Raw genomic sequence first — 19158 nt, forward strand, 5'->3', positions numbered from 1 at the left:
ACAGTTGTTAGTTGTCAGTTGTTAGACATTTAAGTCGGCAGCTGGCAGCTAACAGCCCCTGACAACTGACAACTTCAAACTGACAACCAACAATGGAAGCATATATCGTAGCTGGTTACCGCACGGCCGTGGGCAAAGCGCCCCGCGGTGGTTTCCGCTTCACCCGCCCCGACGACTTGGCCGCCGAGGTAATCAAGCACCTGCTGAAAGAGGTGCCGCAGCTCGACCCTACGCGCGTCGACGACGTCATCGTCGGCAACGCCGTGCCGGAGGCTGAGCAGGGCCTGCAGATGGGCCGCTTGATTTCGTTGCTGGCCCTGCCCATCAACGTGTCGGGCCTCATCGTGAACCGCTACTGCGGCTCGGGCGTGGAAACCATTGCCATGGCCGTGGGCAAGATCAAGGCCGGCATGGCCGACTGCATCATTGCGGGCGGCACCGAAAGCATGAGCCTGGTGCCCACCGTCGGCTGGAAAACCGTGCCGAACTACAAGCTCGCCCAGCAGCACCCCGACTACTACCTCGGCATGGGCCTTACCGCCGAAGCCGTGGCCCAGGATTACAAAATCTCGCGCCAGGACCAGGACGAGTTCAGCTACCAGTCGCACCAAAAGGCCATCAAGGCCATTGCCGAGGGCCGCTTCAAGGAGCAGATTGTGCCGATTACCGTCGAGGAAACCTACCTCGACCAGGCTACCGGCAAAAAGAAAACCCGCTCGTACGTGGTGGATACCGACGAAGGCCCCCGCGCTGATACTTCGGTGGAAGCCCTGGGCAAGCTGCGCCCGGTATTCTCGGCTACCGGCTCTGTCACGGCCGGCAACTCCTCCCAAACCTCCGACGGCGCAGCCTTCGTCATCGTCATGTCGGAGCGGATGGTGAAGGAGCTGAACCTGGAGCCCATTGCCCGCATGGTGAACTACGCCACCGAGGGCGTCGATCCGCGCATCATGGGCATGGGCCCGATCAAGGCCGTGCCGAAAGTGCTTAAGCAGGCCGGCATGAAGCTGGAGGATATCGACCTGTTCGAGTTGAACGAGGCCTTTGCCTCCCAGTCGATTGCCGTGGTAAAGGAGCTGGGCATCGACCCGGACAAGCTGAACGTGAACGGCGGCGCCATTGCCCTCGGCCACCCGCTGGGCTGCTCCGGCGCCAAGCTCTCGATCCAGCTGTTCCACGAGCTGCGCGCCCGCGGCCAGAAGTACGGCATGGTCACCGCCTGCGTGGGCGGCGGCCAGGGCGTAGCGGGCATCTACGAGCTGCTGAAGTAACGGCCCGCTAGAACGTCATGTCGAGCTTGTCGAGACATCTCGCTGGATAGTAAAATCCTCGTTGAACAGAATTTACTATCTGGCGTCAGCACGCGAGATGTCTCGACTTCGCTCGATATGACGTGCCAGAGAAACTCGTTGTAAACCAGAACCCGCGCCGATATACCGGTGTTCTGATATTGCCAACTACCAGAAGCCCCGTCTCTTCGGGGTTTCTTTTTCAAAAAGTAGTCGGCACGCCTAACATTTTTTATTACCTTTCGGTATCCACTGCCAGCCGGCGCTTGCCGGCCCCAGATAGTCGGCAAGCCGAACAGTTTCCCAACCTCAAATTCCCACCACGGCCATGGAAGTAACCAACAAACTTGTCAAAGGCGGCGAGTTCATCATCAAACCGACCGACGCCCAGGATGTCTTCACGCCCGCCGACTTTTCGGAGGAGCAAAACATGATGCACCAGACCGCGCTGGACTTCGTGGAGAAAGAGGTGCAGCCCCTGCTGGAGCGCCTCGACAACCACGAGGAAGGCCTGATGCGCGGCCTGATGGAAAAGGCCGGGGAGCTGGGTTTGTTCGGCGTGAGCATCCCCGAGGAGTTCGGCGGGCTGAACATGGACTTCCCCACGTCGCTGCGCGTGACGGAGGGCGTGGGCGGCGGCCACTCGTTCCCGGTGGCCTTCGCGGCCCACACCGGCATTGCCATGCTGCCCATTTTGTACTTCGGCACCGAGGAGCAGAAGCAGAAATACCTGCCCGGCCTGACTTCCGGCGAGCTGATGGGTGCCTACTGCCTCACCGAGCCCGGCTCGGGTTCCGACGCCCTGGGCGCCAAAACCAAGGCCGTGCTGACCGAGGACGGGGAGCATTACGTGCTCAATGGCCAGAAAATGTGGATTACCAACGGCGGTTTTGCTGACGTGTTCGTGGTCTTCGCCAAGATTGACGGGGAGCAGTTCACCGGCTTCATCGTGGAGAAGACCAACCCTGGCCTGAGCCTCGGCAACGAGGAGCACAAGATGGGCATCAAGGGCTCCTCCACGCGCCAGGTGTTCCTGTCCGACTGCAAAGTGCCGAAATCGGCCGTGCTGGGCGAAATCGGGAAGGGCCACCTGATTGCCTTCAACATCCTGAACATCGGCCGCATCAAGCTGGCTGCGGCTTGCCTGGGCGCCTCCAAAATGGCCGCCACGCTGAGCGTGAAGTACGCCAACGAGCGGGTGCAGTTCAAGCTGCCGATCAGCAAGTTCGGCGCCATCAAGTACAAGCTGGCCGAGCAGGCTATCCGCATCTACGCCGTTGAATCGGCCATCTACCGGGCGGGCATGGACATTGCCCGCATGGAGCAGGAACTGCTCGGCAAAGGCCAGAGCCACAACGAGGCCCTGCTGGGCGCCGCCCGCGAGTTTGCCGTGGAGTGCGCCATCCTGAAAGTGGAAGGCTCCGAGGTGCTCGACTACGTGGTGGACGAAGGCGTGCAGATCTACGGCGGCTACGGCTTCTCGGCCGACTACCCGATGGACCGCGCCTACCGGGACTCGCGCATCAACCGCATCTTCGAGGGCACCAACGAAATCAACCGCATGCTGGCCGTCGACATGATCCTGAAGAAGGGGCTGAAAGGCGAGCTGGACCTGATGGGCCCGGCCCAGGCCGTGCAGCAAGAACTGATGGCCATTCCAGACTTCGGCGGCGACGAGGACAACAGCCTGTTCGCGGCCGAGCTGCGCACCATTGGCAAGCTCAAGAAGGCCATCCTGATGGTGGCCGGCACGGCCGTGCAGAAGTACATGAACTCCCTGGCCAAGGAGCAGGAAGTGCTGATGAACATTGCCGACATGGCCATCAAGGTCTACACCGCCGAAAGCACCATCCTGCGCGTGCAGAAGGAAGCCGGCGTGAAGGGCGAAGAAGCCATGGCTCAGCAAATCGACATTGCCCGCGTGTACCTCTCCGACACCGTCGATAACGTGAACAAGTTCGGCAAAGAGGCCATTGCCTCCATGACCGAAGGCGACGAGCAGCGTCTGCTGGCCCTGGGCCTGAAGCGCTTCACCAAAGCCGACCTTTACAACGCCAAGGACGCCCGTCGCCGCATCGCCGACGTGCTGATCCAGGCCAACGAATACGCGTTCTAACCAGAACGCACCAGAACAACTGGCCGCGGGGAAACGGCCGGTTGTGTATTTCCCGATGGGGGAAAACTTAAAAGGGCCGCTCCGGTATCGGGGCGGCCCTTTTTGTGCGTTGGTTCTAGGTGCTAATCGGCAATGGCCAACAAGCCCTGGTCAGCAGCGGAGGCATTTAGCAGCAGCACAAACAGCCGTTGCTCGGGCGTGCTCACGTCGTTGGGCCGCAGCTGGGGGTGCCGGTGCAGCAGCAGTTGCAGCTTCATCTGCGCCACTCCCTTGCTCCAGCGGAAGTCCTGGTCGTAGTCCAGCCGGCCTTCGATGATGCGCTGGGCCTGCAGCTCCGCAAAGTCCTCGGCCGACAGCTCGCCGGTTTTGGGCAATTCGTCCAGCCGCATCCGGCTGGGCCGGGGCGCTTCGTCCGGCAACAGGTAGAAGGTCAGCACAGCTTATTTGAATACCAGCTTGTTGAGCTGCAGCGCGGCCGACTTCTTGCTGGGCCGGGTCACCACAATCATCGTCTTGCCGTCGAGCCAGGCGGTGAAGTCCTTCACGTAAGCCACCTGCTGGTCGTTGGCCACGTTCAGCCCCAGGGCCTTGGGCTCGGTCACGGTGCCCGCCAGCCCGCCGATTTTGCGCAGGTACAGGTCGGTTTTGTCCTTGAGCTTCTCCAGCGTCACCACCTGCACGTCGTTGCCGATGGGCGCGGCCCGGTAGCCGATGCCGGTAAAGCTTTCGGTGATGGGCGCCGCCTGGTTTTTGGCAATGATCTGGTGCCAGGTCGGCGACTGGAACTCGTTGTAGCCGAACAAGTGCAGCTCCCGGGCCCGCACCGGGGCGTCGGGGCCTTCCTCGGCCTTGTGCTCGGCAATGACCACCACGTTCTGGTCCTCCGTGCGCACCACGTCCGACAGGTAAATGTCGTCGAGGCGTTTGTAGCTGGCGCCGGTGAGCTTGTTGGTCTCAGCCAGGTACTCGGGCGTGAACTTGAACTCGGGCGCAAACTTCATGTCGGCCGCGGCGAAGTCGAACTTCACCAGCTTCAGGCTCTGGTACTCGCCCGAGGCGTAATCGGCGCAGATAGTGGCGGCGTAGAGCGTCTGCCCGTCGAGCAGGCGCCACTGCGAGTCGCGCACGGTCACCTTTCTGCCCCCAAAGACGCCGCCCACCGTCACCGACATGACCTTGATGTCGGCTTCCTGGTCGCGGTAGCGGCGCACGGTTAGCTTCTGGTTGTCGTCGCCGATGAGGGCCACGTACTGGGTGCCGTCGTTGGCCACGTGCACGCTGGGGGAGAAGAACGAGCCTAGGTCGCGGAAGTCGTAGGTGCGGTCCTTAAGCTTGCTGAGCTGCCGGTCGTAGTGCGCCGCCGTCAGCGACTTGATCTGCGCGTCGCGCGTCACGTAGCGCCAGGCCACGAGCTGCGTCCCGTCGGGCGAGATGCTGATGCCCGGGCGGCGCTCCTGGGTGCCGCCCTCGGCCACTTTCTTGGCCGTGAGCTTCTGGCCGGTCTTCAGGTCGACGGGCTGCACGAGCAGGTGCTGGCCAGTTTCGTCGCTGTGATGCAGCACCACCAGCGCCTGCTGGTCGTTGCGGGCAAAAGCTTCCATGCTCTCCCCGGGCGCCACCGGCACCGTGGCAGTCCAGAGCTTTCTGAGGTCGGCGTCGTAGCGCTCCACGGCATACTCGCCGGCCGAGCGGTGACTCAGAATGATGAAGTCGGTGCTGCCGGGCAGGGCCAGGGTTTTTTACGTGAACCCGCTGGTTATAAGGGTCTTCGCTGTGTTCGGGCACGTAGGCGAAAGGAGTGGAGCGGACCCGCTGGGCCTGGGCCGAAGGCGCCTGCAGCAGCGCCACGGCGAGCAGACCGGCGGGTAAAATTTTGCAAAATGTAAAGCGCACGTCGTTAGGTGGTTAACGGAGCAAGAGTCGTCCAACGGAGAAAAATGTACTCCCCAAAGGTATCAATCAGTCGACCATTCCCGTAAAGGCCCCGCCGGGGGATGCCTGAAATGAAATATTCATGCTTTCATAACTTCCGGATTGACACCTTATGCAGCGCCTGCCGTTTCCTTTGTAAAGCTGGTTAGTGCAGATTCAACGGGCGAAAAGCTTGTTAATTTGCATATAATTAATAAATTTGTGCACAGATTGGGCTTTCCAGCCGCCCCACGCTGATTTCTGTGCTTGATGACCACGCCACTGGTCTTCACTGACCGCGCCAACCGGGCCCGGCAGAAATCCAGGCTCCCGCCTTATGCGCGGTGGGCCGCTCTTTCCACCGAACGTTTCCTTCACATGAAGTCTTTATTACAGTTTTTTTTACTGATTGCTCTGGTCCTTGTTGGTAAGCAGGTAAAGCAACAGGCGCAGGCGGCTCCGTCACAAACCACGACGCCGCCGACGGTTCGGCAGCATACCGAGTCTATCGAGTCGTTTTTTGTGCAGCACGTCAGCTACAAGAGCGTTCCGGCGCAGGCCGTCAGTGTTGAGTATAGCCGAAAGACGAACCCCGTCACGCTTAACTAAGTTGCAGAACGGCTTATAGGCCGTTTTTTTATGCCGGATTGTTGAGCGTCGGGGCTCTTAGCTGATCCGGCTCCAGTTCACGGCCGTAGCCGGCAACGACTCGATGTGCCGCCGGATGTTCTGATTTTCCGGCTTGCTCAGCGTCGGGTCCTCGTTGAGTATTTCCTGCGCCGCCGCCCGCGACTCGGCCAGGATCTTCCCGTCCTTGGCCAGATCGGCCACCAAGAGGTCCAGCACGCCGCTCTGCTGGGTGCCCATCAGGTCGCCCGGGCCGCGCAGCTTCAGGTCGATGTCGGCAATTTCAAAGCCGTTGTTGGTCCTGACCATCGTTTCCAGGCGCGTGCGGGTATCCTTGCTCAGCTTGTAGCCCGACATCAGCACGCAGTAGCTCTGGTCGGCCCCGCGCCCTACGCGGCCCCGCAGCTGGTGCAGCTGCGAGAGGCCAAACCGCTCCGACGACTCAATCACCATCACCGAGGCGTTGGGCACGTTCACGCCCACCTCGATAACGGTGGTAGCCACCATAATCTGCGACTCGTTTTTGACGAAGCGCTGCATCTCCGCATCCTTCTCGCCGGCCGTCATGCGCCCGTGCACGATGCTCACGTGGTACTCCGGAAACGCCCGTGACACGCTCTCGAAGCCGTCCATCAGGTCTTTGTAGTCGGCCATGGCCTCGCTCTCCTCGATGAGCGGGTACACCACGTAGCACTGCCGGCCCTTGCGGATTTCCTGCCGCATAAACTCGAACACCTTCAGGCGGTTGGCATCGAAGCGGTGCACCGTCACGATGGGTTTGCGGCCGGCCGGCAGCTCGTCGATGACCGACACGTCCAGGTCGCCGTAGAGCGTCATGGCCAGGGTGCGCGGAATGGGCGTAGCCGTCATCACCAGCACGTGCGGAATCACGTTGGGGTTTTTCTGCCAGAGCTTGGAGCGCTGCGCCACCCCGAAGCGGTGCTGCTCGTCCATGATGGTGAGGCCCAGGTTTTTGAACTGTACCACGTCCTCCAGCAGCGCGTGGGTGCCCACCAACATGTGCAGCTCCCCCGAGCGCAGCTGCTCGTGCAGCACCCGGCGGGCGGCCGTGCGCGTGGAGCCCGTCAGCAGCCCGATCTTGAGGCCTAGCATGTCGGCAAACTTCTTCAGGCCTTCGTAGTGCTGGTCGGCCAGGATTTCCGTGGGCGCCATCAGGCAGGACTGCGCCCCGTTGTCGGCCGCAATTAGCATGCTGATAAAGGCCACTATCGTCTTGCCAGAGCCCACGTCGCCCTGTAGCAGGCGGTTCATCTGCTTGCCGGCGGTGAAGTCCTTGTAGATGTCGTGAATCACCCGCTTCTGCGCCATCGTCAGGTCGAAGGGCAGCACGTTCTTGTAGAAGTGCGTGAGGGTGGGCACCTTGTCGAAAATCTGCCCGGCCAGCTCCACCTTGCGCATGTCGCGCTGCCGCAGCAGCTTGAGCTGCACGTAGAACAGCTCCTCGAACTTCAGCCGGAACCGCGCCGCCTGCAGCAGGTCGTTGCTTTGCGGAAAGTGGATCTGCTGCATGGCCTCCGCCTTGGGCATCAGGGCGTAGCGCTGAATCAGCTCGGGCGAGAGGGTCTCGTGGAAGTGCGGCGCGCACAGCTTCATCACCTGCGCCGTCAGGCGGGCAATGCCCTTGCTGTCGAGGTTGAAGTTGCGCAGCTTGTCGGTGCTGGAGTATACCGGCTGCAGAAACGAGGTGCCCGGCTTCTGCTCCGACACTTCCTCCAACTCGGGGTGGGCCATCTGCGGCTTGCCATTAAACAGCGTCGGCTTGCCGAAAATGATGTACTCCTGATGGTTCTTGATAAATTTCTCGAACCATTTCACGCCCTTGAACCACACCAGCTCCAGGTGCCCGCTCTCGTCCTGGGCCTGGGCCACGAGGCGCTGCTTGCGGCCTTCGCCCAGCACTTCCTTGCTGCGCACGGTGGCTTTCACCTGCACCATCGACAGGTCGTCGTGCAGGTCGACGACGTGGTAGAACTGGGTGCGGTCGAGGTAGCGGAAGGGGTAGAACTGCACCAGGTCGCCGTAGGTGAACAGGTTCAGCTCCTTGGCCAGCACGTCGGCCCGCCGCGTGTCCATGCCGCGCAGCAGGGAAATCTTGGTGGTGAAGATGCTACTCAAGAGTCAGATTGTTAAATGGGTAAATTGCTGAATGGTTGATAGTTCTGCTTGAATCGGAACGACCAGCCATGCAACAGTTTCGCCATTTAGCCATCAAGGCCTATTGATATTTCAGAGTGTTGACGAGGTGTACGATGTCCTGCTTCACGTAGTCGATGACCGGCTGCAGGGAATCGTTGGCCACCGCCGTGCGGAAGTACAGGGCCCCGCGAAAAAAGTGCTTGGTGGAGTCGGTGGTGTAGAACTGGAACTGGCTCGGCACGTCGCCGCTCAGCTCGAACACGGCCACTTTCCTGCCGTCGGGCGTCTTCAGCGTGTTTTCCTCAATGGCCGTGGCCTTGATCTGGTGCTTGCCCGTGAGCTTGCGCGCATCCTCCAGCATCTTGTTGAAGAGCTTGGGGTTGCCCTTGATGTCGGTGTAGGTAATCTGCACGTTGGCGTGCAGCTGCGGGTAATTCACGTTGATCCAGTGCGGCTGCGCCAGGTACGAGGAGTCCCGCAGAATCCGCGCCGACGTCGAGTACTCGAACTGGTACGGGTGGCCCGGCGCCAGCCGCTGGTAGGTGTGCGGCGGCAGGTCAATGCGGTTGAAGCCTTTGGGTTTGGGCGTGTAGTCCGGCGCGGAGCTGCAGCTGGTCAGCAGCAGCCCGGCAGCCAGCAGCGCACAGCAGGAGCGAAGCACAGGCGGGCAGAAAAGAGGATGACAACTCAAAATTAGCCGGAAATCAGCGCGGATGCTTGCCCGCGTCCGGCCGCAAACGAAACCGCCCCGGCCAGCACGTGACCGGGGCGGCAATTGCCACTAAACAGCAGGTTTAAAACGGCAGTTCGTTCAGCTCGGCTTCCTGGCGGAAGGTCTTCTGCTCGGCCGGCGCTGCCTGCGCGCCACCCTGCTGCCCGCTGGCCTGGTCGCTTTGGCCACGGCCGCCGCCCAGCATGGTGATTTCGTCGGCCACGATTTCGGTCACGTAACGGGTCTGCTGGTCCTTGTCCTGATACTGGCGGGTGCGAATCTTGCCCTCCACGTAAATGGACTGGCCCTTCTTCACGTACTTCTCGACCATTTCGGCCAGTCCGCGCCAAGCCACGATGTTGTGCCACTCGGTCCGCTCCACGCGGTTGCCCTGCTTGTCTTTGTAGAACTCGTTGGTAGCCAGGCGAAACTGCGCTACGGCCGCGCCGCTTTCCAGGTGCCGTACTTCCGGGTCAGTACCCAGGTTGCCGATAAGAATTACTTTGTTTACGCTCGACATGGGGTGTTCGTGTTTGGTTGAAAATGAAGGAATAAGGGTTGAATTGTCTATACAATAACTAAATAAATTTGCTTAATTCCAAATATGTTAGCAATTAAATTATTGCTTTCTGCTCGAGGTAGTTGGTAATGATAACCGGCTTGGGCAGCTCATCCAGTTGGGCTGCAGCATAAGCTTCTAAACCAGCTTGTTGCAGCGCCGCTGGCACCAGCGGGACAGCCAGCCACAGCTCGTGAAACCGCGCCTCCACCTTCTGATGGCTGAGCGTGTGCCGCACCAGCGCCGCCGGTTCACTGGCTTTGGCCGTCATGACCTGCGCCCCGAGTTGCTCCAGCTCCGTCAGCAAGGCCTGAGCCGGCAGCTCGGCTGCCGGCGTCTCCAGCAAGTGAAAGTCGAAGAGGCCGTGCCAGATGTCCTTGCCGCCGCGCCGCCGCAGATACACCTGCTCCCCGTGGCGCAGCACGAAGTAGTGGAAGTAGCGCGTGCGGGCTGCCTTGGCCTTCGCCTTCACCGGCAGCTGCTGCACCATGCCGTGCTGAAACGCGAAGCACTGCTCCCGCACCGGGCAAAACAGGCAGTCCGGGTTCACCGGCGTGCACTGAATGGCCCCAAACTCCATGATGGCCTGGTTGTAGTCGGCCGGATTCTCATACGAAATCAGCTGGTCGGCCAGCTGCTGAAACTCCTTGCGGGCCGCGGGCTGGGCAATGTCGGTGGTGATGCCGAACACCCGGCTCAACACCCGGTACACGTTGCCATCGAGCACTGCCACCCGCTCCTCAAAGGCGAAGGAGGCAATGGCCGCCGCTGTGTACGGCCCGACGCCGCGCAGCTTCAGCAGTTCGGCGTACGAGCCCGGAAACTGCCCGCCGTACTCGTTGACCACCTGCTGGGCGGTCAGGCGCAGGTTGCGGGCCCGGGAGTAGTAGCCCAGGCCCTGCCAGAGCCGCAATACCTCCTGCTCGGGGGCATTGGCCAGGTCCTGCACCGTCGGGTAAGCGGCCAGAAACCGCTCGTAGTAGGGCAGGCCCTGCTGCACGCGCGTCTGCTGCAGAATGATTTCCGACAGCCAGATGGCGTACGGGTCCTGCGTGCGGCGCCAGGGCAGGTCGCGGCGGTGGCGCGGGTACCAGTCCAATAAGGCCTGGGCGAAGAAAGGCTGGGCGGGTTGGGTATGAAAATTGCTCAACTCGTTGATTGTGAATATATTGCTTTGCAATTGCTTTCCGTCAGGGTATTTGGCAATTACATTTGTAAAACCAAAAAACGGGGCTACCTTTGTGCCCCGAAATGCCTACCGGGCAAGGGCTTACGGGATTTTGAAAGCTTTTTGCCCATTCTTTTTTTCACTTTTCAGGTTCCTAATACAGTGACCAAAGCAGAAGTAATTGCCGAGATTGCCGAGAAGACCGGCATTGAAAAGACCGACGTGTCCGCTACCGTTGAGGCTTTTTTCAAAGTGGTGAAGGATTCGATGGCCAACGGCAGCAACATCTACGTGCGTGGCTTCGGTAGCTTCGTAAACAAGAAACGCGCCCGGAAAGTAGCCCGTAACATCTCGAAAAACACGTCGATTATCATCGACGAGCACTTCATCCCGAGCTTCAAACCCTCGAAAACCTTCATCAGCAAGATCAAAAACAGCAAGAAGGTAAAAGAGCAGCCGGTACAAGCCTAAGCTCCGGCTAGGCCCAAAACCGCTCGGTTCTTCGTAAACTTGCCGGCCGCCGCCGTGCTGGTCTGCCTCGAAAGCAGCAGCCCGGCGGCAGCCTTTTTCTTCCACGTATGGCTGTCAGCCGCTCCGTCGCATCCCCCCAACTGTTCATTCTCATCCTTGCCGCCGCCGTGGTGGTCGGGCTGTTTTTGCTGCCGAAAGGGGTGATGAAACCGAAAGAAGGCAAGGGCGAAGCCGCCCGCGACGCCGCTGCCACCGCCACCCGCGACGGCGGCGGACCCGCTACCAGCGGCTCCAAAGCCGAAGCTTCGTCGGGCCCGGTTTCGGCCAGCGCCGGCACTACGCCGGAGCAGCCGCACACCATGGCCTCGGCCGAGCAGCGCAAGGAACTCAGCACGCTGGCAGCCCGCTACCAGACGGCCGAGGGCGTCGGCAAGCTGCGCGTGGCCAACGACCTGGCGGCGCAGTACCAGAAGGTGCAGCGTTTCGACAGCGCCGGCTACTACTACGAGCAGGTGGCTATTGCCAAGCCCGGGGAGCAGGCGTGGAAGCGCGCCGCCGATCAGTACTTCGAGGCGTACAGCTTCGCGGCTACCGAGGAGCGCGCCAAACTGCTGAGCGCCAAGACGCGGGAGCTGTATGAGAAAGTACTCAAGCAGAACCCGCAGAACCTGGACGCCAAAACCAACATGGGCATGGCCCTGATGGCCAGCGACAACCCCGTGTCCGGCATCATGATGCTGCGCGAGGTGCTGGCCGCCGACCCCAAAAATGAAAAGGCCCTCTACAACCTGGGCATCCTGGCGCTGCAAAGCAATCAGGCCGATAAGGCGGTGGAGCGTTTTCAGGAGTTGGTGAAGGTGAATCCCAAGAACGTGAACGGCCAGTTCTACTTGGGTGTCGCCTTGGCGCAGGACGGCAAGAAAGAGCAGGCAAAGCAGGCCTTCCTGAAGACCAAAAGTCTCAGCGCGGATCCTGGTTTGCTGACCTCCGTAAACGAAGAACTCAAAAAGCTTCAATGAGGTACAACATCAGAACGTCATTCCGAGCGTAGCCGAGGAATCTCGCGTGCTGAGGTCGGATAGCAATATGCTATCGGACGAAGCGGTAGAGATGCTTCGCCAAGCTCAGCATGACGCGCTGGGTACCTGGAAAATCAATCAACCCAACCCTTAACCATTTCACACTCATGCCCTGCGGTAAAAAGAGAAAGCGCCACAAGATTGCCACCCACAAGCGGAAGAAGCGTCTGCGCAAAAACCGTCACAAGAAGAAGTAAGCCCGCGGGGGTTTGCTGGGCGCTAACCGGCTGGCTATGAGCCACCGCGCGCCCTATGTTTCACCCCGCCGACTCCCGGGCGTGGCTTTGTGGTTACGTTCTCCCCGTGGAACAGAAAAGGGGGAAGCTGGTGCCTCGGCGCTGGCTTCCCTTCTTGGCTTATGCGAGGCAGAAGGTATTGACTAACAAGAATCTGCGTCCGGACAGCCGGCTAACCCCGAACTCCATTGAGTAACGAGTTAATCATTAATTCGACTCAGGAAGGCGAGCGGATTGCCCTGCTTCAGGACAAGCGGCTGATCGAGTATCACTTCGACCGCAACGACACCAACTACGCGGTAGGCGACATCTTCCTTGGCACCGTCAAGAAAGTCATGCCCGGCCTGAACGCCGCGTTTATTGATATCGGGTATCAGAAGGACGCCTTTCTGCATTACGGCGACCTGGGCGAGCAATTCCAGACCCTGGCCAAGTGGACGCGCCTCGTCCACGGCGGCAAGGCGCCGGTGGCGCACCTGAAGGGCTTCCCGCGCGACGCGGCGCTTGAGAAAGTCGGTAAGATGGCCGACATCGTCAAGAAGGGCCAGCAACTGCTGGTTCAGATTGTCAAGGAGCCAATTTCGACCAAAGGGCCGCGCCTGTCCTCCGACCTGTCGATGGCCGGCCGCTACCTCGTGCTCATTCCCTTCTCCGATACCATTTCGGTGTCGAAGAAAATCGTGAGCCGCAACGAGCGGGAACGGCTCAAGCGCCTGATTGCGTCGATCAAGCCCGACGGCTTCGGCGTGATTATCCGCACCGTGGCCGAGGGCCGCGACGTGGCCGAGCTGGACCGCGACATGACCAATATGGTCAGCATGTGGGAGCAGCTCTACCAGAACCTGCGCACGGCCAAGCCGAACGACAAGGTGCTGGGCGAGCTGGGCCGCACCTCTTCCATGCTGCGCGACATGCTCAGCGACTCGTTCGACGCCATCCACGTCGACTCGCAGCCCATGTACGATGAGCTGCGCCAGTACCTGCAGCAGATTGCACCCGACCGGCTGGATCTGCTGAAGCTGTACACCGGCAAAACGAAGGTGTTTGAGCAGTTCGACATTGAAAAGCAGCTCAAAACCCTCTTCGGCAAAACCGTGACCGTGCCCGGCGGCGGCTACCTCGTCATCGAGCACACCGAAGCCTTGCACGTCATCGACGTCAACTCCGGCAACAAGAGCAACCAGCAGAGCGACCAGGAAGCCACCGCGCTGATGGTCAACCTGGCGGCGGCCAAGGAAGTGGCGCGGCAGCTGCGGCTGCGCGACATGGGCGGCATCGTGGTCGTCGACTTTATCGACATGCGCTCCGGCGACAGTCGGAAGAAGGTGGAGGACACGGTGCAGCAGATCATGGCCCGCGACCGGGCCAAGTTCACCATCCTGCCGATTACCAAGTTCGGCCTCCTGCAAATCACGCGGCAGCGCGTGCGGCCCGAGCAGAACATCATTACCACCGAGGTGTGCCCCACCTGCGGCGGCACCGGCAAGATTACGGCCTCCATCCTGGTCACCGACGAAATCGACTTCAGCATCGACGAGCTGCTGGTGAACCAGAACCACGCGGGCCTGACCTTGTACGTGCACCCCTTCCTGCACGCGTACTACACCAAAGGGCTGGTAAGCAAGCAGATGAAGTGGTACATGAAGTACTACAAGTGGGTGAAAGTGGTGAAGGATACTTCCTTGGGCCTCACCGACTACCGCATCCACGACGAGCGGGGCGAAGAAATCGAGCTGCACAGCCGGGCGGCCGAAATCAACAGCCTGCAGGACCGCGACGACGAATCGGACGACTAAGCCGGCCGTTTCATAAGCTGATTACAAACCGACGACGCCCCCACCGTTCACGCTGCTGGAACGGTGGGGGCGTCGTCGGTTCTGGGGCCGGGAAGCGTCGTCCGCTTGTTCGTCATCCTGAGCGCAGCGAAGCACCTGCCCCCGCTTGAACGAGTCGTTGTTACGACCATCGTTCAGCGGGGGCAGGTGCTTCGCTACGCTCAGGATGACCCTGCCAAATAAATACCTAGAACTTCAGGCCAAGGTCGAGGGCAATTTCGCGGTTTTTGATGCTCACGTCGTTGTATTTGCGCGTGTTGTCGAAAAACCGGTCGACGTTGAGCAGGCCGTGGTGGTACGACACGCCGGCGAATACCTTGGTGCTCTGCCCAAGCTGGTACTCGACGCCGGTGCCGCCCAGCAGGCCGAAATCGGCGAACAGGAAGTGGCTGCGGGAGCGTTTTGTCTCGGCATTGAAGTCCGTGAAGTATTTGTCGCCGTTGATGCGGCCGCCGGTGAGGCCGCTGACCACGCCGCCGACCTGGAAGTACAGCTTCACGTCGGTAGCTACCTCATTGGTGAAAAGCTTCACCGTCACGGGTACTTCCACGTATTGCAGGCGCACTTTCTGCTTGAGCAGCGGGCTGCCCGTAATAGCCGGTTCGTTGTAAGTGAAAGTACCGCCCTTGCTGGTCAGCTGCAGGCCGGTGCTGAAGGCGTAGTTCTGGCCGAAAAAGTAGTCGACCACCAGGCCGCCGCCGATGCTGGCCAGGCTGCCATCCTTGTCGAAGTTGTATGCTGGAGGTGAGGTAGCGGCCAGGCTGCTGACGCTGGGCGACACTTTCAAACCGATTTCAACCTGGGCCGAGGCCGTGGTGGCGGCGCCGCCCGTGAGCAGGACCAGCGCGAGTAGGGCTTTTTTCATAGGGAAGATGACACGCTTAGGCCACGCCGTGCGTTGCTGATGCCAGGCCGGATACGGGCGGGCCGGCGTTTTGGCTAATTTCGCCCTAAATATAGACGCCCCTTGCGACCAACCATGCGTTTCCCGCGTTTGCCTTCCTGGCTGAGCCTGCCGGCTTTGGCAACCCTGCTGCTGCTGCAAACTGCCTGCAGCCGCGACGAGAAGTCCTGCGAAATGCCCGCCGACGTGGCCGCCGTGCAGGCGCCCGTGCAGTTGCAGCGCCTGGAGAAGCCCTTCTTCCAGATTCGCACCCCCGCCGACGCCAAGCAGTTCATGGACCGGGAGCCGCTGTTTGCCCGCTACTTCCTGCAGCGTCCCAAGTATCCTTCGGACGAAATTCTGCAGCAGACGCTGGTGAAGCTGGCCACCAACCCCGGCCTGCAGAAGCTCAGCCAGCAGGCCGACAGCACCTTTCGCGACACCGAGCAGTGGCAGGGCAATCTGCAGCGCATGTTTCAGTACGTGCGCTACTATTTCCCCGATTTCCGGGTGCCACAGGCCAAAACCTTCGTCAGCGGCCTGAGCCAGGACATCTTCGTCAACGATAGTCTGCTGGTTATCAGTACCGATTTCTTCGTGGGGCCCACGGCGGTGTACCTGCCCAACGTACCGGCCTACATCCAGCGCCGCTACCGCCCCGAGTACGTGCTGCCGACGGTGGCCCTGGCCGTATCGAGCAAGTACAACAAGCGGACGCTGACCAGTACTACCACGCTGGCCGAGATGATTCAAAATGGCAAGGCCCTCTACTTCGCCGAGAAAGTGCTGCCCTGCGCCGCCGATTCGCTGCTGATTGGCTTTTCGGCCAAGGACCTGGAGAACGTGCACTTCAACGAGGCCAAAATCTGGGGGCACTTCCTGCAGAAGAACCTGCTGTACGATACCAACCCCTTCCTGATTCAGAAGTACGTGGGCGAGCGGCCCAACGTGCCCGAAATCGATAAAACCTGCCCCGGACGGGTGGGCCAGTGGGTGGGTTGGCAGATCGTGCGCAAGTACATGGCCGACAACCCCAAGGTGACTCTGGCTCAGCTTATGGCCACCAAAGACGCCCAGCGCATCCTGAGCGACTCCCACTACCGCCCCCGGAAGTAGTGAAACAGTGAGGTGATGAACGGGTGAGTGACGTTCTGCTTGCGCAGTCTGTGCGGCTGTGCTGTAGCCTCCCTAACACCAAACTCACCCGTTCACCACCTCCCCATTTCACTGCCCGTGCGCATTGCCGTTTTCAGCCAGTACCACACCAACCCCGACTGTCCGGCCACCAGCAGGCACTACACGCTGCTGCAGCACATTGCCCGCCGGCACGAGGTCACGCTGATTACGACCAACACCTGGGAGCGGCAGCGGCTGACCCGGCAGTATCCCTGGCTGCCCGAGGGCGTGCAGATGCTGGCCGCCGACATTCCCTATCACAACCGCATGGGCGTGGCCGCGCGGGGCTGGGCCTTCGTGAAGTATATGGGCTACGCCTGGCGCCAGGGGCTGCGCATCCCGAAGCCCGACGTTATCTGGGGCATCAGCACACCGCTGTCGGCCGCCTGGGTGGCGGGGCAGGTGGCGCGGCAGCGGCGGGTGCCGTGGGTGTTTGAGGTGCAGGACTTATGGCCGACGTTTCCCATCGAAATGGGGGTGGTGCGCAACCGCCTGGCCCAGCAACAGCTCTACGCCGCCGAACGGCGGCTCTACGAGCAGGCCCGGCACATCGTCACCCTCTCGCCGGGCATGACGGATTACGTACGCCAGCTGGGTTTTGCCGAGGCCAAAATCAGCACCATTCTCAACGGCACCGACCTCGACCAGGCCGCCCGCGCCACGCCGGATGCCGTGGCCGCGCTGCGCCAGGAACACGGGCTGCAAGGCCGGCCGGTGGTGCTCTACGCCGGCACCTTCGGCCGGGCCAACGACATTCCGACGCTGGTGCGGGCCGCTGAAATGCTGTACCGCCAGCGGCCCGAAGTAGTCTGGCTGTTCATGGGCCACGGCTACGACGAGCCGCTGCTGCGCGAAGCGGCCACGCGCTGCCCGGCCATCCGGCTGGTGCCGCCCCAGCCGCGCCACGCCGTGTTCACCTGGCTGGCCGCCGCCGATGTATCCGTGGTGTCGTTCATCAACAAGCCGGTGCTCGATACGAACTCCCCGGCCAAGTTCTACGACAGCCTCGCCGTGGGCACGCCGGTGGTGGTGACCAACCCGGGCTGGACGAAAGATTTTGTGCAGGAGCACCGCTGCGGCTGGTACGTGCCCGCCGAGCAGCCCCAGCCGCTGGCGGAGCAGGTAGCCACCGTGCTGAGCAACCCGGCCGAAACCCGGGCCGCCGGGCAGCGCGGGCAGGCCGTGGCCCGGCAGTTATTCGACCGGCAGCAGCTGGCGGCGCGGATGCAGCTGATTCTGGAGCAGGCCGCCGGCTAAACCGGTGCCACCACCGGCTCCAAATCCGGCTTCACTGATTTGTTATAGTAGTTGCAAATATCCGTCAGCGGGCACTGCAGGCACTTGGGGCTGCGCGCCACGCAGATGTAGCGGCCGTGCAGAATCAGCCAGTGGTGGGCCTTCGGAATCAGTGCCTCGGGAATGTGCTTGACCAGTCCCTTTTCCACGGCCAGCGGCGTGGTGGCCGAGCGCGGAACCAGACCGAGCCGGTGCGCCACCCGAAACACGTGCGTATCCACGGCCATGGCGGGCTGGTTGTAGATAACCGACACGATGACGTTGGCCGTCTTGCGCCCCACACCGGGCAGCAGCTGCAGGTCTTCGAGCCGGTCGGGCACTTCCCCGCCAAATTTTTCCACCAGCATGCGGCCCAGCCCGGCCAGGTGCTTGGCTTTGTTGTTCGGGTACGACACGCTGCGGATAAACGGGAAGATGTCTTCCGCCGACGCCGCGGCCAGCCGCTCGGCCGTCGGGAACTGCTCGAACAGCTTGGGCGTGACCAGGTTCACCCGCTTGTCGGTGCACTGTGCGCTGAGCACCACGGCCACCAGCAGCTCGTACGGGCTGCCGTAGTGCAGCTCGGTTTCGGGGGCGGGAAAGTTCTCGGTGAAGTACGCCAGAAAGCGGCGAAACCGTTCGGCCAGGCGCATAAAGGGAAATGGTGATTTAGTGACTTAGCGAAACCCGCAGCCAAAGCTACAAGTTCGCCAACTCACTAAATCACCATTTCGCTAAATCACCACTTACTCCGCCCGCAGGAAGGTGCGGGAGTATTGCAGGATGTTTTGCACGGCCCGGTCGGAGGGGCCGGGCTGCAGTGCGTCGAGGTAGCGTTGGGCTTCCAGCAGGTCGGCGCAACGGGCGGCCAGGTCGGCGTCGTGCAGCAGGGCCTGTTCTACGCTGTGATTCTCCTTAGCCGGCAATTCGTTGTACACATACCGGAGCAGGGTCTCGTGGGTAAAGGTTTTGATCATAGAAAACAGGTTGGGCGGCCATTTTCTTCCGCAGGTTGATGAGCGCGTAGCGCATACGGCCCAGCGCCGTGTTGATGCTCACCCCCGTCGCGTCGGCAATTTCCTGGAAGCTCATGTCGCCGTAGTGACGCATGATGAGCACTTCCTTTTGCGCGGCCGGCAACTCCTGTATTAACTCCCGAAGGCGCGCGTGGGTTTCCTCCCGCGAGAGAGTATGATCCACGCTTTCTTCCGACAACGACAACGAGTTGAACGCGTGGCCGGTGGCGTCGAGGTTAAGCTGGGGGTTGCGCTTCTGGCGCCGGAAAAAGTCGATGGCTAAGTTGTGGGCAATGCGGCAGATCCACGACGAGAATTTCCCCTCTTCATTGTACCGGCCACTTTTCATCGTGTGAACTGCCTTGATGAACGCATCCTGCAGCAGGTCTTCGGCCACAACGGGGTCTTTCACAATCAGCATGATCGTGGTGAAGACCCGGCGCTTATGGCGGGCGAGCAACAGGGCGAAGGCTTCTTCCTTGCCGGCAATGTAGAGCGATATCAACGCGGAGTCGCTCGGCTGCATGGTTTCCATAAAGGGCTACGGTTAGGGGAACGTAGAGCTTTAGGCCATATTGTGCAGGTTGCCGTGAAAAATCGGGAAGTGAAGGGCGAATGAATTATCGCAGTGACCAAATGTATAATTCT

General features: G+C 61.0%; 18 protein-coding genes. 8 read left to right on the forward strand and 10 right to left on the reverse strand.

What is annotated here, in order from left to right; translation table 11 throughout:
- Nucleotides 1-92 precede the first annotated feature (92 nt).
- Nucleotides 93-1271 (forward strand): thiolase family protein, encoded by a 1179-nt coding sequence (locus tag DLM85_RS19660; RefSeq protein WP_111479875.1) that lies wholly within the window; start codon nt 93-95, stop codon nt 1269-1271.
- A 346-nt stretch (nt 1272-1617) separates the two neighbouring features.
- Nucleotides 1618-3405 (forward strand): acyl-CoA dehydrogenase family protein, encoded by a 1788-nt coding sequence (locus DLM85_RS19665; protein WP_111479876.1) that lies wholly within the window; start codon nt 1618-1620, stop codon nt 3403-3405.
- 122 nt (nt 3406-3527) lie between these two features.
- Here the strand turns inward: DLM85_RS19665 and DLM85_RS19670 are convergent, their stop codons facing one another.
- Nucleotides 3528-3842, reverse strand: coding sequence for a hypothetical protein (locus DLM85_RS19670; protein ID WP_111479877.1), 315 nt, complete (start codon nt 3840-3842; stop codon nt 3528-3530).
- 3 nt (nt 3843-3845) lie between these two features.
- Nucleotides 3846-5075, reverse strand: a complete 1230-nt coding sequence (locus DLM85_RS19675; RefSeq protein WP_111479878.1) for a hypothetical protein — start codon at nt 5073-5075, stop codon at nt 3846-3848.
- A gap of 511 nt (nt 5076-5586) precedes the next feature.
- On the opposite strand from DLM85_RS19675, the gene DLM85_RS19680 reads away from it, so the two are divergent.
- Nucleotides 5587-5925 carry a hypothetical protein gene (locus tag DLM85_RS19680; RefSeq protein ID WP_133257160.1) on the forward strand — a complete coding sequence of 113 codons (339 nt, stop codon included), beginning with the start codon at nt 5587-5589 and terminating at the stop codon, nt 5923-5925.
- Nucleotides 5926-5982: 57 nt separating this feature from the next.
- Here DLM85_RS19680 and recG read toward each other — a convergent pair whose 3' ends face one another.
- From recG to mutY, 4 genes are all read right to left on the reverse strand, one after another.
- Nucleotides 5983-8079, reverse strand: coding sequence for an ATP-dependent DNA helicase RecG (gene recG / locus DLM85_RS19685; protein ID WP_111479880.1), 2097 nt, complete (start codon nt 8077-8079; stop codon nt 5983-5985).
- Nucleotides 8080-8179: 100 nt separating this feature from the next.
- Nucleotides 8180-8761, reverse strand: coding sequence for a gliding motility lipoprotein GldD (gldD, locus tag DLM85_RS19690; protein WP_243636058.1), 582 nt, complete (start codon nt 8759-8761; stop codon nt 8180-8182).
- A 133-nt stretch (nt 8762-8894) separates the two neighbouring features.
- Complete coding sequence (locus DLM85_RS19695; RefSeq protein WP_111479881.1) at nt 8895-9332, reverse strand: single-stranded DNA-binding protein; 438 nt, start codon at nt 9330-9332, stop codon at nt 8895-8897.
- A 94-nt stretch (nt 9333-9426) separates the two neighbouring features.
- The gene (mutY, locus tag DLM85_RS19700; protein ID WP_243636059.1) at nt 9427-10521 is read right to left on the reverse strand and encodes an A/G-specific adenine glycosylase; all 1095 of its coding nucleotides are present in this window, start codon (nt 10519-10521) and stop codon (nt 9427-9429) included.
- On the opposite strand from mutY, the gene DLM85_RS26240 reads away from it, so the two are divergent.
- From DLM85_RS26240 to DLM85_RS19715, 3 genes are all read left to right on the forward strand, one after another.
- Nucleotides 10507-11010 (forward strand): HU family DNA-binding protein, encoded by a 504-nt coding sequence (locus tag DLM85_RS26240; protein WP_279387752.1) that lies wholly within the window; start codon nt 10507-10509, stop codon nt 11008-11010. The genes mutY and DLM85_RS26240 overlap by 15 nt on opposite strands.
- Before the next feature lie 107 nt (nt 11011-11117).
- Nucleotides 11118-12029 (forward strand): tetratricopeptide repeat protein, encoded by a 912-nt coding sequence (locus tag DLM85_RS19710; RefSeq protein ID WP_243636061.1) that lies wholly within the window; start codon nt 11118-11120, stop codon nt 12027-12029.
- A 484-nt stretch (nt 12030-12513) separates the two neighbouring features.
- On the forward strand, nt 12514-14121 hold the full coding sequence (locus DLM85_RS19715; protein WP_111479882.1) for an Rne/Rng family ribonuclease: 1608 nt from the start codon (nt 12514-12516) through the stop codon (nt 14119-14121).
- 226 nt (nt 14122-14347) lie between these two features.
- Here DLM85_RS19715 and DLM85_RS19720 read toward each other — a convergent pair whose 3' ends face one another.
- A complete protein-coding gene (locus tag DLM85_RS19720; RefSeq protein ID WP_111479883.1) occupies nt 14348-15025 on the reverse strand; it encodes a porin family protein in 678 nt (225 codons plus the stop codon).
- Nucleotides 15026-15139: 114 nt separating this feature from the next.
- On the opposite strand from DLM85_RS19720, the gene gldB reads away from it, so the two are divergent.
- Nucleotides 15140-16159, forward strand: coding sequence for a gliding motility lipoprotein GldB (gldB, locus tag DLM85_RS19725; RefSeq protein WP_133257161.1), 1020 nt, complete (start codon nt 15140-15142; stop codon nt 16157-16159).
- Nucleotides 16160-16276: 117 nt separating this feature from the next.
- The gene (locus tag DLM85_RS19730; protein WP_111479885.1) at nt 16277-17476 is read left to right on the forward strand and encodes a glycosyltransferase family 4 protein; all 1200 of its coding nucleotides are present in this window, start codon (nt 16277-16279) and stop codon (nt 17474-17476) included.
- On the opposite strand, the gene nth is transcribed toward DLM85_RS19730, so the two are convergent.
- The 3 genes from nth to DLM85_RS19745 form a co-directional block, all read right to left on the reverse strand.
- Entirely contained in the window at nt 17473-18147 is a 675-nt protein-coding gene (nth, locus tag DLM85_RS19735) for an endonuclease III (RefSeq protein WP_111479886.1), read from the reverse strand. The two genes, DLM85_RS19730 and nth, sit on opposite strands and share 4 nt — an antisense overlap.
- 93 nt (nt 18148-18240) lie before the next feature.
- Nucleotides 18241-18432, reverse strand: coding sequence for a hypothetical protein (locus DLM85_RS19740; RefSeq protein ID WP_111479887.1), 192 nt, complete (start codon nt 18430-18432; stop codon nt 18241-18243).
- On the reverse strand, nt 18410-19045 hold the full coding sequence (locus DLM85_RS19745) for an RNA polymerase sigma factor (RefSeq protein ID WP_111479888.1): 636 nt from the start codon (nt 19043-19045) through the stop codon (nt 18410-18412). Before DLM85_RS19745 ends, DLM85_RS19740 begins: the two co-directional genes overlap by 23 nt.
- Nucleotides 19046-19158: the final 113 nt, after the last annotated feature.

The sequence above is a fragment of the Hymenobacter edaphi genome (assembly GCF_003258365.1).
GTDB lineage: Bacteria > Bacteroidota > Bacteroidia > Cytophagales > Hymenobacteraceae > Solirubrum > Solirubrum edaphi.

What these genes read in the sequence shown, in the direction of transcription:
- DLM85_RS19710 (WP_243636061.1), top strand. Translation starts at nt 11,118, where the DNA reads ATGGCTGTCAGCCGCTCCGTCGCATCCCCCCAACTGTTCATTCTCATC.
- gldB (WP_133257161.1), top strand. Translation starts at nt 15,140, where the DNA reads ATGCGTTTCCCGCGTTTGCCTTCCTGGCTGAGCCTGCCGGCTTTGGCA.
- nth (WP_111479886.1), bottom strand. Translation starts at nt 18,147, where the DNA reads ATGCGCCTGGCCGAACGGTTTCGCCGCTTTCTGGCGTACTTCACCGAG.
- DLM85_RS19745 (WP_111479888.1), bottom strand. Translation starts at nt 19,045, where the DNA reads ATGGAAACCATGCAGCCGAGCGACTCCGCGTTGATATCGCTCTACATT.
- DLM85_RS19665 (WP_111479876.1), top strand. Translation starts at nt 1,618, where the DNA reads ATGGAAGTAACCAACAAACTTGTCAAAGGCGGCGAGTTCATCATCAAA.
- DLM85_RS19660 (WP_111479875.1), top strand. Translation starts at nt 93, where the DNA reads ATGGAAGCATATATCGTAGCTGGTTACCGCACGGCCGTGGGCAAAGCG.
- DLM85_RS19680 (WP_133257160.1), top strand. Translation starts at nt 5,587, where the DNA reads ATGACCACGCCACTGGTCTTCACTGACCGCGCCAACCGGGCCCGGCAG.
- DLM85_RS26240 (WP_279387752.1), top strand. Translation starts at nt 10,507, where the DNA reads ATGAAAATTGCTCAACTCGTTGATTGTGAATATATTGCTTTGCAATTG.
- DLM85_RS19720 (WP_111479883.1), bottom strand. Translation starts at nt 15,025, where the DNA reads ATGAAAAAAGCCCTACTCGCGCTGGTCCTGCTCACGGGCGGCGCCGCC.
- DLM85_RS19695 (WP_111479881.1), bottom strand. Translation starts at nt 9,332, where the DNA reads ATGTCGAGCGTAAACAAAGTAATTCTTATCGGCAACCTGGGTACTGAC.